Genomic DNA, 16929 nt, shown 5'->3' on the forward strand with positions numbered 1-16929 from the left:
AGAAACAATTTATTAAAAATCAACAAGATAATATAATGCCTATCATCTCCACAAATGAGATTCTCAAAGAAAGACCCGGAACAAATTGGGTTACCCTGCAAAATGATACAGGGTAACTCCCGATAATACACCGGAATTCATTACATTTGTAAAATTCAATCTTACTATCTTATGGGCAAATTATACCTGATACCAACCCCGGTAGGAAACATGGAAGACATCACCCTCCGGGCCTTACGGCTACTGAAAGAAGTTGACCTGATTCTGGCTGAAGACACCCGCACCACAGCCAAACTATTAAAACATTACGAAATTACAACTCCTTTACTTTCCCATCATAAATATAACGAACACCAACAGGTAGAGCGGATAGCAGAGCGTCTGATACGAGGAGAAAATATCGCATTGGTCAGTGATGCCGGAACACCCGGAATTTCTGACCCGGGCTTCTTGTTAACCCGCACTTGTGTTGAAAAAGGGATAACTACAGAATGCCTCCCGGGAGCGACGGCATTTGTGCCGGCATTGGTTAACTCCGGCTTCCCATGCGACCGTTTCTGCTTTGAAGGTTTTCTGCCCCAGAAAAAAGGACGACAAAAAAAACTGAATGCCTTAGCAGAAGAAAAAAGGACTCTGATTTTTTACGAATCTCCCTTCCGGCTTGTCAAATCTCTCGAACAAATGGCTCAGACTTTCGGCCCCGGACGGTATGCTTGTGTCGCCCGGGAAATTAGTAAAGTATTCGAAGAATTCCGGAGAGGTACTCTGGAAGAATTAGCCCTATATTATTCCCAACAAGGAATAAAAGGAGAAATTGTACTCATTGTTGCCGGACAAGGTTATAATGCTGACGAAGAGATTCAAATCGAAGTGGAAGAAGATTAAAGATCTCCTATATCCTTTATTTCAGCCTGTGCCTCCACCTTCATCTTAAATGAAAGCTGAGCATCGGCTTTAATATCTACACCACTCCCATTCAAGTCACTTGTAGCAGCTATGGCTTCCAGGATAATATTTTTAGTTTTTCCCAGATGACGGGCTTGCTCCTTATCTATCGCAATGCTCACTTTACTACTGGCAACTGCTCCATTTTGCGCAGCTTTCAGATAATTATCAGCACCACCGGAAATAATAGTGTCAAGAGGCACATTATTCTCATCCAGCAAAATCAGGCTCGGAATACGTAAATTTAAAGGAAGTCCGTTTTCTGCCATAATCTGAATCGCTCCGTGCAAAATCTTATCTGCCCACTTCTCATCTATATCAATATCCGTCAAAGTATCCCGATAAGACAAGCTGTCCGCACTCAGAGAAAACGGCACATACACATAAGCATCCAGAGCTATTCCCACGGAAGGATCATTATAAATGACATTCTGATGATCACGGGTTCCGTCAGCCATCTCCGGATTAACCTTGACTGTACCTGAATAAGAAATATTTCCCTGGGGAGGCAGTGCCAGAAAATCCACAATATTAGAATTGGCAGCATTCAAAGTCAGAGTATCGGGAACCATCTCCAACAACTTATTTCCTTGAGTCATCAAAGGATAAGGAGTTGCGTTCGCATTTGCCTTCAGTTCAACCGACCCTCCGTCTGCATTACTTCCCACAAAAGAAGCATCCACCTTCAAAGGCACTCCGATACCGGTATTCCGTAAAATAATGCTTAATTCCGGTTTGGTAAACTTAAATTTACCTCCGATTTCATTCAGGAAATCCACATCCATGTCAAACTCCCCGGACTCAATAACAATATCTGCAACCTGTATAGCGCCGACAGCCTTAATAAAGGTCAGTTCCCTTAACCCGAAGTTTAAATTCAAAGTCAAATCATCCAATACAGTACCCTGAGGAATCGTAATAGAAACACCCAATGTCACCATCTTGCCAGCACCCAAATCAATCTCAAAATCATCCAAAGAAACTGCTGTTCCCGTTGCTTCCACCTCTATACGCTCTTTCAGTACAGTCTCATTCAACTTCACATTTTCAATCCGGTAAGGGAAACCCAACGCCGGTAAAATAAAATCGGCAGAAGCCTCTATGCTCGTCAAAGCACATCCTTGCGGAATTTTTTGCAACGATCCATCCAATTGCAAATCTACGGTAACATCCGTAGGCAGAGGAATGTTTGGAACATATTCATTCCCGAGGGTATAAGTTTCAGCAAACCATACATCCTCTGCCGGCATGTCAAACACATCCTGCAAAGTTATTTCATAAATATCTTTTTTCAGATATTGAATAGCCAGTTCATCCCCTTCCCGAATAATAACAGAATCACCATTAGCCTCCTGATTAATCAAGTCCCAAAGTGTAAAACTCCCCTTCACAACAGAAAGTGTCACATTAGGTTTCCATTCTCCTTTTACCTCATCCGACCACTTATCCGTATCAAAAAGGTCCGCATCCCCACAAGAACCACAGCACAACAAAACACCTAACAACAACAAACTACTCTTTCTCAATAAAGATTTCATGATAATGTATATTTTCATTTATGTGCAAAATTGTGTTAATTTTTCGGGGAAAAAAAATTTTTAAAGAGAATTTTAGTAAGATTTTAAAGTATTCGTTCATTATCGCTGAACTTTATACTTTATCACAGATCCGTTATCTGCACCGGCAAAAAGGAAAAAACCGTCATTCCCGGAAAACACAATAGAAAAAGGAGAATCACCGGCTAAAGGAAAACCTTTTGACACATTCCCGTCAACCGCCAGTAACAACATCTTCCCCCCCACACGGTCCATCAGACCAATTCGGCTGTCTCTGCCGGAGAAACGATAAATATAAGGAAAATCCAATCCGTTTGCTTCAAGTTCTTTGTTTAATATTACTTTCCCGTTGCCATCGGCAATAAAAATCCGGTTTCCATTACTGAAGACATACTCAGAATCACCGTCTCCTTTCAGGTCTGCCACATTCATCCAGCCCCCTTCGCCAAATCCTTCCATTTTAAACTCTGTCGTACGTCCCTCGAAATCTACCTGATAAACCTTTCCTCCTTTTCCCAGAAAAGACAATCTGGGCACAGCATTGTGATAAATTTTATAAACATCCGTATGCTCATCCAATTCAAAAACCGAAGAAACCTTTACCCTCTCTTTTCCTTTCCGGTCCAGAATATACAAACGATATAAATCTGCAAAAACAATGTAATCCTTATCGTGAACCCTGAAATGTTCTACCTTAGAAACTATTTTCTTATCCGCTTTAGCAGGATTCCATCCCTGCACCAGCTTTCCGTCCAAACCATACAAATACACCTTCCGGTCCTCACCCGGAGCAAATATCCGGTATTCTTTCCTTCCATCATAATCGAACACCGAAATCCCCTGCTCACATTTTGCCCGGAAAGTAACCGGGAAATGACCCGCATGATTACCATTCCGGTCTATCAGATACATCCGCGAAGGGGTCGAAAACAGATATTGCAATTTTCCATTCTTAAACAAATCCACTTGCCACACATCACTGTTGATCTGCTCCTCCAGGGCCAGTTTCCACAAAATACGGCCCGCATCATTTATCAGATAAATCGTATTTCCTTCATCCTGCACAAACAATTCCCTCTCTCCTGTAACATGATTCAGCACCGGCACCGGTTTCATACGAAGCGGAGCGTCCAGTTTCGTCTGCCACAAAACGTGTGGATGCAAATCTTCTTCCACTTCCTCCGTACTCAAAAACAGTGTATTGTATAAAAACTCCCCTTCATTCGACCACTGCAAGGCAAAATATGGAAAAACCTCCATTACTTCTGTCTTCCGGGTAAAAGGAACCTTCCTGTCAGCCTGAAGCATATTTTCAAAGACAGGTAATACCTCTGCCGTTTTGGCAAAATAAGCTATGTTGTATTTCCCGGCCAGCTTCGTCTTTAAATTGCGGTACCATTCCGCATCCCTGATAAAACTTCTGTGTACATAATCCTGTACGAATTTTTTTACTGCTTTTTCCGAAGAAGCAAAAACCAGATAATTATCTTCTACAAATACAAAACGATTCTTTATACCTTCTAAAATATACCCCCAATACACAGAGGCAAAATCTTCAGCAGGAAATTGAAAATAACCAAAAGCCTTTTCCCGGTCTATTCGGTACTCCCGTTTATATTCTTCCAGAGTTCTCCCGTCAAAACGAGCATAGGCCGTCAACATCCGTTCCAGCAACATTCGGCCCAGACTCCCTGATTTCAGAGCTACGATCAGCAAACCATCCTTCTCCTGAGTTACTCCATCAAAGGCCAGATCTGCCAACGCAAACTCCCCTTGCAATAAATTCCTCCACTCTTCTTCCACCCCTTTCCCAAACATCTTGTCATATTGCTGTTTCCGCCGATAAACAATTTCTTTCTTCTCCGTATCATACCGGTAAGCCTCCAAAGCAGCAAAATAAGAGGATAAATCGGCAATATTCAGCATACCCAAAGCCATTAAACGAGAAGGTATAATAGCATCTACATTAGACTCTTTAGGTTCCTGTTTTTCTAAAACGCGCATAAAGGACTGCTTCATCCCTCCATAATACAGAAAACCATTCAAACAAATCCCCTCCTGCCTGAAATCCGCATCAATCGCCCCCCATTCAAAAAAACGAGCCACATCCACATGAGGAAAAATCTTCTTCACCTGTAAGTACAAAGGCAAAACTTCCGTAAATAAACCAGTATTTAAAAAGACATTCATCCCGGCACCCGCTGAAAAATATTTATTCAAATTCTGATAACGGGTATGAACGGCCTCCCCTTCTTCTTCCCGGTCAAACTGCTTTAAACCGTCTTCAATATACAACTCCGAATCAGAAACTAAAATAATACCTCCACAAACCGAAAAATAAACTTCTTCCTTGCCTTCTTTTAAGGTATAAATCTTGTAGCGATCATATTTTCGCATGTTTTCCGCTCCTCCCGCATAAACCTGATTCAGAAAACCGGCCACCTCACTCCGGGACAAAACATCCATATTATCCATCACATACAACAAAGCCAAATCACTTTTCCCTTCAAGCCGGGCAGCTATAACATACGGATTTACTTTTACATACCCCTGAGCCCTGAGGGTATCCGTTACCCGGCTCAGCAACCGCCGGCGAAAATGTTTCCATCCTTCGGCAAAAGCCTGCCTAACCTCCGGTTTTAAGGAAACCTCCCCATTTACACTGATTACCACTGCCGAATTGTAGGGAATAAAAGCATCCTTGCTGCCCGTACGCATCTTTCCCTCCTCATTGATATACCAAATTGCAAAAGCAATCACACCAACAAGTAGCAAAGCTCCCAAAGACAACCAGATTCCCTTTTTCATTTTAAATTTTCTTCAGATACAATGGGCTATTTGGAAGCAAAATTAATAAAAAAATCAGATTATCCCGCTCATAATTCATAACTTTACCGGGGAAAGAAAACATGATGAATATAGAATCACTACTAAAACAAAAGACTTTCAGCCGGGAAGAACTGGTTTACCTTTTATCCTGCCAGGGAGAAGACGAACAAAAGTTGTTCGCTTACTCAAAACATCTGAGAGATAGATTGTTAAGTAATAATATACATCTGAGAGGACTCATTGAAATTTCCAACCTCTGTATCAAAGACTGCCTGTACTGCGGCATCCGGAAATCCAACAAACAAGCCAAACGATATGCTTTAGATGAAGCGGAAATTTTAAAAGCAGCCTCTTATGCGAGCCAAAACCGTTATGGTTCCATCGTCCTGCAAGGTGGAGAACGCAATGACCCGGATTTCGTCCGGGAAATAGAATCAATAGTATACCAGATCAAGAAACAAAGCGGACAAAAATTAGGTATTACCCTTTCCTTAGGCGAACAAAGCGAAGACACCTACCGAAGATGGTTCGATGCCGGAGCACACCGCTACTTGTTACGAATAGAAACCAGCAATGAGCAACTATACCAGCAAATCCACCCCCATACACAAAACCATAGTTTTTCCACCCGGCTCAAATGCCTGCAAACCCTCCGGAAATGCGGCTACCAGACAGGTACCGGTGTTATGATAGGACTCCCTTTCCAAACATTGCAAAACCTGGCCGACGACCTCTTATTTTTTAAACAGACAGATATTGATATGGTAGGCATGGGACCTTATCTCGAACATCGGGAAACTCCCCTCTGGTCTTTTCGCAACCGCCTGATACCCCTGAAAGAACGCTTGAACCTCAGCCTTCACATGGTCAGCTGTCTCAGAATATTAATGCCTTACATCAACATCGCAGCAACCACAGCACTGCAAGCCATAGAACCACTGGGACGGGAAAAAGCACTGGCCATTGGTGCCAACATAATCATGCCCAATATCACTCCGGCAGTACAGAAAACAAAATACCAATTATATGAAAACAAACCCGACACGGATGAAAGTGCAGAAGCAGCTACACTCCAACTGATAGAAAGCGTACGTAACTGCGGATGCGAAATTCAATGGGATAACTGGGGGGATTCCCGGCATTTCCGGAACAAAACACTCACTGCGTCACCACCAATGACCTCAAAGGCTCAAAAGCCGTTAAAATCACCAGAATCCCCAGCAAAGTGATAATCACTCCCGACACCCGGTTAATCGTTATCAACACCCGGAGGCGGAATTTCCTACGGAAAAGGTTAACCAAAGTAGACAACGCATACCACCACAAACCACCTCCCAGCAAAATACCGGCCAATACGAAAAGTTCTATACGAAAAGAAGGTTCACTACCAAACACGGAAGCTCCTGCAAACACCGCCATAAAAACCACAATGGCTACCGGATTCGAAACGGTCAGAAAAAATAAAGTCAGAAAATCACCCAGCAAACCCGTTTTAGAAACTCTTTTTTTCATCCGGATTTGTTTCAAGGGATTATCAAAATAGATTTTCAATCCTATGATAAGAAGAAAAATACCACCGATAATTTGTAAAATAAGCTCATGGGATTGTATGATATTAATGACAAAGCCCAAACCAAACGCAGCTACTGTAGCATAAAACAAATCGGCACACGCAGCCCCCATCCCTGCAATAAAACCAGCCAAAGCCCCCTTTTGCAATGTCTTCTGAATAATCAGCACCCCCATGGGGCCTAACGGAACGGAAACCATCAGACCAATCAGGATTCCCCTGAAAATATAAACCACATCGTACATGCCTAAAAATTTAAATATACACCGCCTCGTTCTCCTCCGGAAACTACAACTCCGGAGAATCAGGAGTAAACCGGGTCAATATGGTTGCATCATTGATTTCTTTTGACAAAGCCTCCACTGTACTCATAGGAACATCAAACAAATCCAATATCAGCAAACCATCCAAACACATATTAAACTTCGGATCTATATTGAATCCGGTAATTCGGCCGTTCAAAGAAATATATTTCTTCAATAAAACCGGCAACTTATCACTTGACGGTTCTATGTCACCAATGACTTTATCCAGGGTGGCGATATTGTCCCCGGAAGCTTCCACCATCACCTCTACATCCGGGTCATTCGTTTCTACACGATACTTACAGCGGGGGATAATATATCTGGCAAACTCCTCATTCCAGTGGTTGCGTTTTATAAACTTCATAATCAACTCTTTGGAAACATCAGTATATTTCCCGCTAATAGTAACCGGCCCAACCAGATAACGGTACTCCGGGTTCTTAATCAGAAAATAGAGAATCCCTTTCCACAGCATAAACAAAGGAAAAGGTTTGCGTTGATAATCTTCTACAATAAAAGAGCGACCCAACTCTATGGATTCATACAACACCGGCAACATCTCCTTACGGATTTTAAATAAAGTATGGATATAAAATCCCTTTACTCCGTACCGGTCAATAATATCCTTTCCTTTACCTACACGGTAAGCACCCACTATCCGGTTCGTATCATTATCCCAGATAAAAAGATGATAATAATACAAATCAAACTCATCCAGGTCTATACTCCGGTTCGTCCCCTCACCGACGGCACGGAAAGTAACCTCCCGCAAACGTCCGATTTCATTCAGAATATTAGGTATCTTGATGGTAGGCGCACAATATACGGAATAATTCTTCATGGAAAACAACAAATAATCCTCCTGGATATCCGAAATATCTTTTTTCAGCATTTCAACCGGAACTTCTTTGGCTATAGCCTCTACCTTCTTGCCGGCTTTTTGGGACTTGAGAAAAAACTTTTTCACCTCCAAAGAAGAACCCAACAAATAAGTTTTCGCTCTTAAAAACTTCCCATATTGAATAATATCCCCGAATGAATTCTGTGTTTCCACGGAAATCGGATTGCCTATCCGTAATTTAATCACCCGGTTCTTTTTATTCAACAGCTCCGACGGTAATTTCACCGTTCGCAACATGGGATGAATCAAACCCAAAACCTGGAATAATAAACTATTCGAACCCTTAAAATAAATCGGGATAACCGGCACATTTGCTTTCCGTATTAACTTCAGGACAGAAGCACTCCATTCCCGGTCTTCCACAGAATTAGAGTCCGCCTGATAAGCCGATACCTCACCAGCCGGGAATAATCCTAAAGGTTTCCCTTCAGACAAATGACGCAAAGCCTCTTTCAATCCGCCGGCACTGGAAATATCTTTTCGGCTTTCAAAAGGATTCACTCCCAGAAAATAATCCTTAATCGGTTCTATCTTTTTCAGGAGAAAATTAGCCATTACTTTATAGTCCGGGCGGATTTTACTTAATAACTGAATCAGGATAATGCCGTCCAAACCACCAAAAGGATGATTAGAAACAGTAATAAAAGCTCCCTCCTGAGGGATTTTTTGCAAGTCCTCCTCACTGACCTCCACTGAAACCCCCAACGCATCTATCAATTGCTCCAAAAAAACACTTCCGTCCTTCGTATACACATCCGAATACAATTTATTAATTTTATTCAAACGCATAATATGCATCACAAGTTTGGCAACCAGACTTCCTCCGAAATTACCTCCGAAACGGTTCAGCTTCCCTGCTGTTTTTATATCATTTGATTCTATCAAATTCATGACTATCCCATTAGAAATTACTTCCTCTTCCCTTTTATTTTACGATTATTTCATATATCACCTCTGCTCCCACCCTATCATTCAAAGCTTTCGCCAATCCTTCCTTTACCATTCTGATCTCATTACGCACGACAGCAGAGGTAAAAGTCACAAACAGCCGTCCGTCTCTCACTTCTAAACTTTTGGTCCGGGAAGCTATCATCTGCCCTACGACTTCAGGCCATAACTGCCGGACCTCATATTCTTTAAATTTTTGTTCCAGCCCCATCTGCCTTAACACCTGGTTTACCAGTTCATTAATCGGTCTGGTTTTCCCTTCTTTCATGACTTATCCCTGTATGGTAAACACAATATTCTTATGTACACCCGATTTGAATGCAAATATAACACCATAAATTAAAATACCCACCATCCTGGTTTGAATACTTCAACAGAATCATTCCGGCATACCCCCTTGCTTCACCGAAAATAAACGGTAATCCGCCGGCTGGCTTTTCAAAATTTCATCCAGATGTTCCCGGTTCGTATCGGTCATAAATATCTGTCCGAATTGCTCCCCTCCTACCGTCTTTACAATCTGGTTCACCCGGTCTGCATCCAATTTATCAAAAACATCATCCAACAACAGCAACGGTTTTACCCCACTCATCTTCATCAGCCAGTCATATTGTGCCAGCTTCAACGCAATCAGAAAAGTCTTCTTTTGCCCCTGAGAACCAATCTTCCTCACCGGATATTTCCCTATATTCAAAAGCAGGTCATCCCGATGAATACCACAGGACGTATAAGTCAGGATTCGGTCCCTCTCCGTCGAATCATGCAAAGCTTTTGACAAACCTCCGCTTTCCACCGATTGCTTATAGACCAATTCCACCTCCTCCCGTCCCAATGAAATCCACTCATAATAAGTTTGAAAAACCTGGCGAAATTCCTCCAAAAAAGCAATCCTCCGCGCCATGATAGCCTCACCATATTCCGCCAACCGTTCATTCCAAAGCTCCATGCTATCATAATCCAGGCCATGTCCGGCAGAAGCCTTCAATAAAGAATTACGCTGCATCAGCGTTTTATTGTAACAAATCAAATGATGAAGATAACTGCGGTCACACTGACTGATAATTCCGTCCATCAACCTGCGTCTCTCCTCGCTGCCTCCGTCTATCAGACCGACATCCTCCGGAGAAATCATCACCAAAGGCAATAAACCGATGTGTTCGGACAACTTCTCATAAGCTTTCTGATTCTTCTTGAAAGTCTTTTTTTGTCCCCGTTTTACTCCGCAATAAACATTTATCTCCTCGCCCGCCCGCTCATACTTCCCCTGCACTACAAAAAAAGGTTCATCATGCCGGATATTCTGCAAATCCGGCAAATTAAAATAACTCTTGCACATAGAAAGATGGTAAATCGCATCCAGGATATTGGTCTTGCCCACCCCATTCCTACCCACAAAACAATTAAAGCCCGGAGTAAAAGAAAAATTTGCTTCTGCGATATTCTTAAAATTTATAACAGTCAATTCTTTCAGTATCATGCCCTCAGTCATTTCTTTTTTCAAGCAAAATCTGCTTGTACAAAATTAATCTTTTTCACAGAAGGAGGGGAAAAATCATAACGGATATTTCAATATTCAATTAAAAAAGCTAATTTTGCACACTATTGAAAAGAAGTGATTCCGGTATCTGCCGGACAGAAATTCAGTAACCTTATAACAAAAACAGATATGTCAAAAGAACAGAAAAAACAAGAAGATGGTTTTGAACATCTGGAAGATGCATTGACCAGCAGCGAACAATTTATTGAGAAAAATCAAAAAATGATTGTCAATGTCATCGTAGCTTTAATGATTATCATCGGAGTATACTTCGGATACCAGAAATTCATTTCCGAACCCAAAGCCGTTGAAGCTTCCAACCAAATTTTCGGTGCTCAGAACTACTTTGCAAAAGATTCTTTCAACCTGGCACTCAATGGAGACGGCAATATTCTGGGATTTATAGAAATTGCAGATAAATACAGTTCAACTCCCAGCGGAAATCTGGCCAATTACTATGCCGGATTATCCTACCTCTATACCGGCGAATATGAAAATGCCATCAAATACCTGAAAAAATTCTCTTCCGATGATTTACTGATGAACAACATGGCTATTGCCAACATCGGAGATGCTTACATGCAATTGGGAGATTATAAAAAAGCCTCGGAATATTACACAAAAGCTGCTGCTACCAAAACCAATGAATTTTCCACTCCCATCTTTCTGATGAAAAGCGGAATGGCAGCAGAAAAAGCCGGAGATTTTAAAAGTGCTCTGAACAGTTACGAACAAATTGAAAGAGAGTACCCCAATTCGCCGGAAGCCAGAGATATAGAAAAATACATTGAGCGGACCCAACTCAAAAAATAAAATGGAAAGCCCCGGCAACGGGGCTTTATTTTTATTGCCTTTTTTGTTATTTTTGTGTGTTGTCTCACATCTGTATAAACCAATCCAATCATGAATCGGCTGGCTCTATTATTTTGTTGTATTTTAATCCCTTTTCTTACCTTAGCCCAAAACATCCTGATCAACGGTTCTGTGGTCATTAACGAAACGAGTCCGGAAGGAGCCCGTCTGGTCGTCTTGAAAAATGGCATTAAACTCCACGAACAAAACATTGGAAAAAAAGGACGCTTCGAACTGAAACTCTCTACCGGGGCCGATTACAAACTCTCTTTCCAGAAGCCAGGTTTTATTTCTAAGATTGTCACGATCAATACAGAAGTTCCGGAAGAAGTGCTGGAAACCAACCCCAACTTCCCTCCGGTCAAACTCATTATCAACCTTCTCCCAAAAGTAGAAAATGTCGATTTGAGCATCTTCGACCAAGCAGTAGCCATACTGGCCTACAATTCGGAAGTAGATGATTTCATCTTTGACAAAGAATACACGGAAAAAATCAAAGACCGCATCGCCCAGGCAGAACAAGCCATAAAACGGGAACTGGCATCCAAAGGTGCTGCCGCATTAGAACATGAACGCCAATACGCCGAGTGGACCGAACGAGGGCAACAAGCTTTTGAGCAAAAAGCCTGGAACGAAGCCATAGAAAACTGGAACAAAGCTTTAGCCCTAAAACCGAATGAAGAAGAAATAAACCGGAAAATAGCCTCCGCCCGCAATGAAATGAAACTGGAAAAAGAACGCCAGAACATAGAACAACAAAACCGCCGGGCTTATCAACTTTTGCTGGCTTCTGCAGACAGTTTGTTCCTGGAGAAACAATATACGACAGCAAAAACAAAATACCAAACCGCACAAAACCTCCAGCCGGACGATTCCTATCCAGGAAACCGGATTCGGGAAATAGACCGTCTTTTAGCACAATTGGCGCAGCAAAATGCAGAACAGCAAAAACAAATTGCAGAGACAGAGGCCAAGTATAAGAAAATTCTATTGTCGGCAGACCAGGCGATGACTGCTAAAAACTATGAAAAAGCCATCGAAACCTACCAACAGGCTCTGGCACTAAAAACGACAGAGACTTATCCCAGACAAAAAATTACAGAAGCGGAACAAGCCCTGGCACTCCTCCGCAAACAACAGGCCGCCGCAGCCGAGCAACAACGGGCGGAACAGGAAAAATTAGAAAAGCTGAGAGCTAAATACGAAGCCATCATAGCCCAGGCAGATAAAGCTTTCCATCAGGAAAACTACGCCCTCGCCCGGCAACGTTACATGGAAGCCCAGCAAGTAGGGCTACAAGAAGATTATCCCAACCGAAAACTAAACGAAATCTACCAGATCATCAATTCTTCTAAATACAAAGCTCAACAAGCCGAATATCATAAAAACAAAACATTCGCAGAAAAAAACATGCAGCAAAAAGATTATGCAGCCGCAAAAGTCTATTATCAAAAAGCATTGGCAATCTCTGCCGTAGAAAAAGAATTGATTGAACAAAAAATCATCGAAATCGAAAGACTCATAGAGGCTGCCCATCTGGCCGAACTGGAAAAAGCTTATAAAGAAAACATCGGGAAAGCCGATAAAGCTTACGAAACCAAATCTTATGCCATAGCCAAATTTTATTATCAAAAAGCACTGGAAATCAAAATTGGTGATAAATATGCCCGGCAACGCTTAGACGAAATCTCCGAACGCATGGGTGACCGCCATGAAAAAGAAGCTGAATTATAATTAAAAAGAAATGAAAAAAACTATCCTATATCTGATTTTCGGGTTCTTCTGTTTTCAAACCGGATTCAGCCAGTACTACCGCCAAGACAAAGGATTTTTATTAGGTATCAATGCCGGTTATCTTTATCCGACAGGCGATATGGGAAAAATTTTAAAAAACGGTATCGGAGGAAACATTGCAGCCAAATATTTAATCAACGAAGTCATCGGCATCGGTTTTGAGGGCGGATATTACCGGTTTAAGTCCAAATTAAACCTCGACAACGACCACACTGCCCAGGAATACAAATGCCATCTGCTACCGGCTTTATTAGAAGCCACTTTTTATATTCCGACCTGGAACCGCACAACATTGCCTTATTTCGGTGTGCAATTCGGAGGCTACCTCACCCACATCAAAGTTTCCCAGAATCCTCTCTCTTCTTATTCGGTACCTGAAGTCTCTAAAAAACTTTTTCTTTTCTCACCGGGAGGAGGACTGCACGGAGGGGTATTATTCCAATTGGCTTCCGACTACTGGTGGATGGACATTAAACTACGGGCCGATTACGTTCCTAAAATTGAAGACGAATATACCTGGGATGAATACTCCCACGGCAATACCGGATTCAATAAAATGCTAAATATCGGAGCAAACATCGGTATTCTATACAAATTCTGATCCCCTCCCTTCAAATACCAAAAGTAAACCCGCCCGATTGTTATCGGACGGGTCACTTCCCTAATCTAAAAATCAAACTACTACTTCACTTCCCAGGTATCTCCGCTATTTAACAGGTCTTCCATACAATGGATTTTTGAAATCCGCTTCACCTCCTCAATCTGTTCATCCAAAGCCTCGTCATAAGTATGAGCCTCCACTTCCCGGATAACACCTAAAGCCACCGGAAATTCAGGGGCTTTCATGTTAACCAGCATCCAATGCAAGAAAGGATTGGGATTACGGGCATCATGAACCAGAATATCTTTTTCCGTAACTCCGTTTTTACCGATTTCCACAACTTCCAGTTCTCCGGTAGACGAAAATCTCAATCCTTTATCCTTATTTTTACCGAAAATCATCGGTTTCCCATGTTCCAACACCAATTGGCGGTCCTCTTTAAATTCTTTATCGGTAACAGCCGAATGAGCTCCGTCTGCAAAAATGACACAATTCTGCAACACCTCAACCACAGCAGTACCTTTATGCTCGACAGCCGATTTCAGTATTTCGGCAGTCAACCCCACATTTGTATCAATGGAACGGGCAAAGAATTTTCCCTGAGCGCCGATACACAACTCTCCCGGATTAAAAGGATGCTCGATAGTTCCGTAAGGAGAAGTTTTAGTTTTCGTACCCAATTTAGTCGTCGGGGAATATTGTCCCTTCGTCAGTCCATAAATTTCATTATTAAACAACAGGATAGTAATATCCACATTCCGGCGGATAGCATGGATAAAATGATTACCACCGATAGCCAAAGCATCACCATCCCCGGAAATCTGCAGAATATTCAACTTCCGGTTAGCATTTTTTGCTCCTGAAGCAATAGCTGCTGCCCGGCCATGAATGGTATGGAAACCATAGGTATTCATATAATAAGGAAAACGGGAAGAACAACCGATTCCGGAAATTACAGCCCAGGATTCTTTCGGATAGCCCAATTCAGCCATCGCCTTTTGCACAGAAGTGATGATTCCATGATCGCCACAACCAGGACACCATCTTATTTCCTGGTCGCTTTTAAAATCTTTGGGGGTATAATTTATTTCGCTCATTTCAATTTCAATTTTAAATCAGATTCCGTAAATCACCATTTACCGTTACTTCATCAATGCATTGATTTTTTCTTTCAACTCAACGACTGTAAAAGGAAGTCCGGCTACCTTATTCACTTGTTTATATTCAAACTGCGGGTATTTACTCTTCAGGTATTTCGCAAATTGTCCCAGGTTCAATTCACAAACAATGATTTTTTTATACCGGGCAAATATTGCTTCCGTATTTTTAGGCAAAGGATTAATATAATTGAAATGAGCAAGGCTCACATCTTTTCCTTCTGCCCTCATTTCCTTCACTGTTGTATAAAGATGTCCATAAGTACCTCCCCAGCCAACAACCAGAACCTCTCCTCCTTCAGGATTACCGAACACTTCCTGTTCAGGAATAGAATCAGCTATACGGGCCACTTTCTCTTCCCTCAAATCCGTCATCACCTGATGATTTTCCGGAACATAACTGATAGTTCCGGTGATATTCATCTTCTCCAGCCCTCCGATACGGTGTTCCAGCCCTTTCGTTCCGGGCAAAGCCCAGGTTCTGGCCAACGTTTCCGGATCCCGGGCATACGGTTTATAATCGTCACCTTCCTTAGCTAAGCGCAATTTAATTTCAGGCAGATTCGACATAGAAGGAATCAACCAAGGCTGGGCTCCGTTTGCTAAAAATCCGTCAGTCAACAAAACGACCGGCGTCATGTGCTCCAGGGCAATCTTACCGGCCATAAAAGCATAGTCGAAACAGTTTCCGGAAGTGCTGGCCGCAATGACAGGCATAGGACACTCGCCGTTACGTCCATAAAGAGCTTGTAACAAATCAGATTGTTCTGTTTTGGTAGGCAACCCTGTCGACGGGCCGCCCCTTTGAACATCCACAATCACCAAAGGTAACTCAGCCATCACAGCCAAACCGCAGGCCTCCGACTTCAAAGCCAGACCAGGGCCCGAAGTGGTAGTACATGCAAAATTACCGGCATAACTGGCCCCGATAGCGGTACAGATACCTCCGATTTCATCTTCTGCCTGATAAGTCTTTGCACCTAAATCCCGGCGTAAAGCCAGTTCATGCAATATATCCGTAGCAGGAGTAATCGGATAAGAACCACAGAATAAAGGCAATCCGGCCTTTTCAGCAGCTGCTAACAATCCCCAGGCCGTAGCTTTATTACCTGTAATCGTCCGGTACTTCCCTTTCTCGATAACCGCAGGTGCCACCTTAAAATGGGTTGCCAAGGCATGCACATTGGCTGCATAATTAAAACCTGCCTTTAACACCAACTTATTAGCAGATGCAATAGCCGGTTTCTTTCCGAATTTTATATCAAAAAAAGCTTCAGTATGTTCCACCGACTCTTCAAACATCCAATAAATCATACCCAAAGCAAACATATTCTTACACCGCAATACTGATTTCTGATCCAGACCGCTTTCCTTCAAAGCTTCTATCGTCAGGTCAGTTATTTTCACCGGAATAACATTATAATCAGCCAAAGAACCGTCTTCCAGCGGACTAACCGTATAACCTGCTCTTTCTACATGTTTCTCAGTAAACGCATCCACATCAAGAATTACGGTTGCCGCTTTCTTAGCCCAACGCAAATTCGCCTTTAAAGCAGCCGGATTCATGGCCACCAGTACATCTGCATAATCACCCGGCGTTTTTACCTGTTCTTCACCAATATGTACCTGAAAACCAGACACACCACCAACTGTCCCTTGAGGAGCTCGGATTTCTGCGGGATAATCCGGAAACGTTGCCACATCATTTCCAAATAAAGCAGCGGTATCCGAGAATTGCTGCCCGGTCAATTGCATTCCATCTCCCGAATCTCCGGAAAACCGAATGACAACATCGTGTTTCTCGATAACTTTTGTCTCTTGACTCATGATTAAAATAAGTGAGTTAAATATTTTAACAGTTCTTTAACCTTTGTTTTATAGATTTATTTATGTTATAAAACATGGTAAAGGTAACGAATCGTAAATACTAAACA

At 42.2% G+C, this 16929-nt stretch carries 13 protein-coding genes; 5 read left to right on the top strand and 8 right to left on the bottom strand.

Annotated features, from left to right (window positions below; genetic code table 11):
- Positions 1 to 171: 171 nt before the first annotated feature.
- The gene (rsmI, locus tag D1136_RS03855) at positions 172 to 885 is read left to right on the top strand and encodes a 16S rRNA (cytidine(1402)-2'-O)-methyltransferase (protein ID WP_161876315.1); all 714 of its coding nucleotides are present in this window, start codon (positions 172 to 174) and stop codon (positions 883 to 885) included.
- On the opposite strand, the gene D1136_RS03860 is transcribed toward rsmI, so the two are convergent.
- Both D1136_RS03860 and D1136_RS03865 read right to left on the bottom strand, forming a co-directional pair.
- On the bottom strand, positions 882 to 2483 hold the full coding sequence (locus D1136_RS03860; protein ID WP_161876316.1) for a hypothetical protein: 1602 nt from the start codon (positions 2481 to 2483) through the stop codon (positions 882 to 884). The two genes, rsmI and D1136_RS03860, sit on opposite strands and share 4 nt — an antisense overlap.
- Positions 2484 to 2582: 99 nt before the next feature.
- The gene (locus D1136_RS03865) at positions 2583 to 5309 is read right to left on the bottom strand and encodes a WD40 repeat domain-containing protein (protein ID WP_161876317.1); all 2727 of its coding nucleotides are present in this window, start codon (positions 5307 to 5309) and stop codon (positions 2583 to 2585) included.
- 101 nt (positions 5310 to 5410) lie between these two features.
- Here D1136_RS03865 and hydE point away from each other — a divergent pair, with 101 nt between their 5' ends.
- Complete coding sequence (gene hydE / locus D1136_RS03870; RefSeq protein WP_237566982.1) at positions 5411 to 6559, top strand: [FeFe] hydrogenase H-cluster radical SAM maturase HydE; 1149 nt, start codon at positions 5411 to 5413, stop codon at positions 6557 to 6559.
- Here the strand turns inward: hydE and D1136_RS03875 are convergent.
- From D1136_RS03875 to D1136_RS03890, 4 genes are all read right to left on the bottom strand, one after another.
- On the bottom strand, positions 6489 to 7145 hold the full coding sequence (locus D1136_RS03875; RefSeq protein WP_161876318.1) for a LysE family translocator: 657 nt from the start codon (positions 7143 to 7145) through the stop codon (positions 6489 to 6491). The two genes, hydE and D1136_RS03875, sit on opposite strands and share 71 nt — an antisense overlap.
- Before the next feature lie 43 nt (positions 7146 to 7188).
- Positions 7189 to 8997, bottom strand: a complete 1809-nt coding sequence (locus tag D1136_RS03880; RefSeq protein ID WP_161876319.1) for a GNAT family N-acyltransferase — start codon at positions 8995 to 8997, stop codon at positions 7189 to 7191.
- 34 nt (positions 8998 to 9031) lie between these two features.
- Positions 9032 to 9322: a DUF721 domain-containing protein gene (locus tag D1136_RS03885; protein ID WP_161876320.1), complete on the bottom strand. Its 291-nt coding sequence runs from the start codon at positions 9320 to 9322 to the stop codon at positions 9032 to 9034.
- 111 nt (positions 9323 to 9433) lie between these two features.
- Positions 9434 to 10531, bottom strand: a complete 1098-nt coding sequence (locus tag D1136_RS03890; protein ID WP_161876321.1) for a DNA replication/repair protein RecF — start codon at positions 10529 to 10531, stop codon at positions 9434 to 9436.
- 189 nt (positions 10532 to 10720) lie between these two features.
- Between D1136_RS03890 and D1136_RS03895 the strand changes: the two genes are divergently transcribed.
- From D1136_RS03895 to D1136_RS03905, 3 genes are all read left to right on the top strand, one after another.
- Positions 10721 to 11404 (top strand): tol-pal system YbgF family protein, encoded by a 684-nt coding sequence (locus D1136_RS03895; RefSeq protein WP_161876322.1) that lies wholly within the window; start codon positions 10721 to 10723, stop codon positions 11402 to 11404.
- A 90-nt stretch (positions 11405 to 11494) separates the two neighbouring features.
- Positions 11495 to 13177 (top strand): hypothetical protein, encoded by a 1683-nt coding sequence (locus D1136_RS03900; protein WP_161876323.1) that lies wholly within the window; start codon positions 11495 to 11497, stop codon positions 13175 to 13177.
- Between the two features lie 10 nt (positions 13178 to 13187).
- Positions 13188 to 13838 carry a hypothetical protein gene (locus D1136_RS03905; RefSeq protein WP_161876324.1) on the top strand — a complete coding sequence of 217 codons (651 nt, stop codon included), beginning with the start codon at positions 13188 to 13190 and terminating at the stop codon, positions 13836 to 13838.
- 80 nt (positions 13839 to 13918) lie between these two features.
- On the opposite strand, the gene D1136_RS03910 is transcribed toward D1136_RS03905, so the two are convergent.
- Both D1136_RS03910 and D1136_RS03915 read right to left on the bottom strand, forming a co-directional pair.
- A complete protein-coding gene (locus D1136_RS03910) occupies positions 13919 to 14935 on the bottom strand; it encodes a 2-oxoacid:ferredoxin oxidoreductase subunit beta (RefSeq protein ID WP_161876325.1) in 1017 nt (338 codons plus the stop codon).
- Positions 14936 to 14980: 45 nt separating this feature from the next.
- Positions 14981 to 16822, bottom strand: a complete 1842-nt coding sequence (locus D1136_RS03915; RefSeq protein ID WP_161876326.1) for a 2-oxoacid:acceptor oxidoreductase subunit alpha — start codon at positions 16820 to 16822, stop codon at positions 14981 to 14983.
- Positions 16823 to 16929 lie beyond the last annotated feature (107 nt).

Source organism: Odoribacter sp. Z80 (assembly GCF_009935865.1).
Lineage (GTDB): Bacteria > Bacteroidota > Bacteroidia > Bacteroidales > Marinifilaceae > Odoribacter.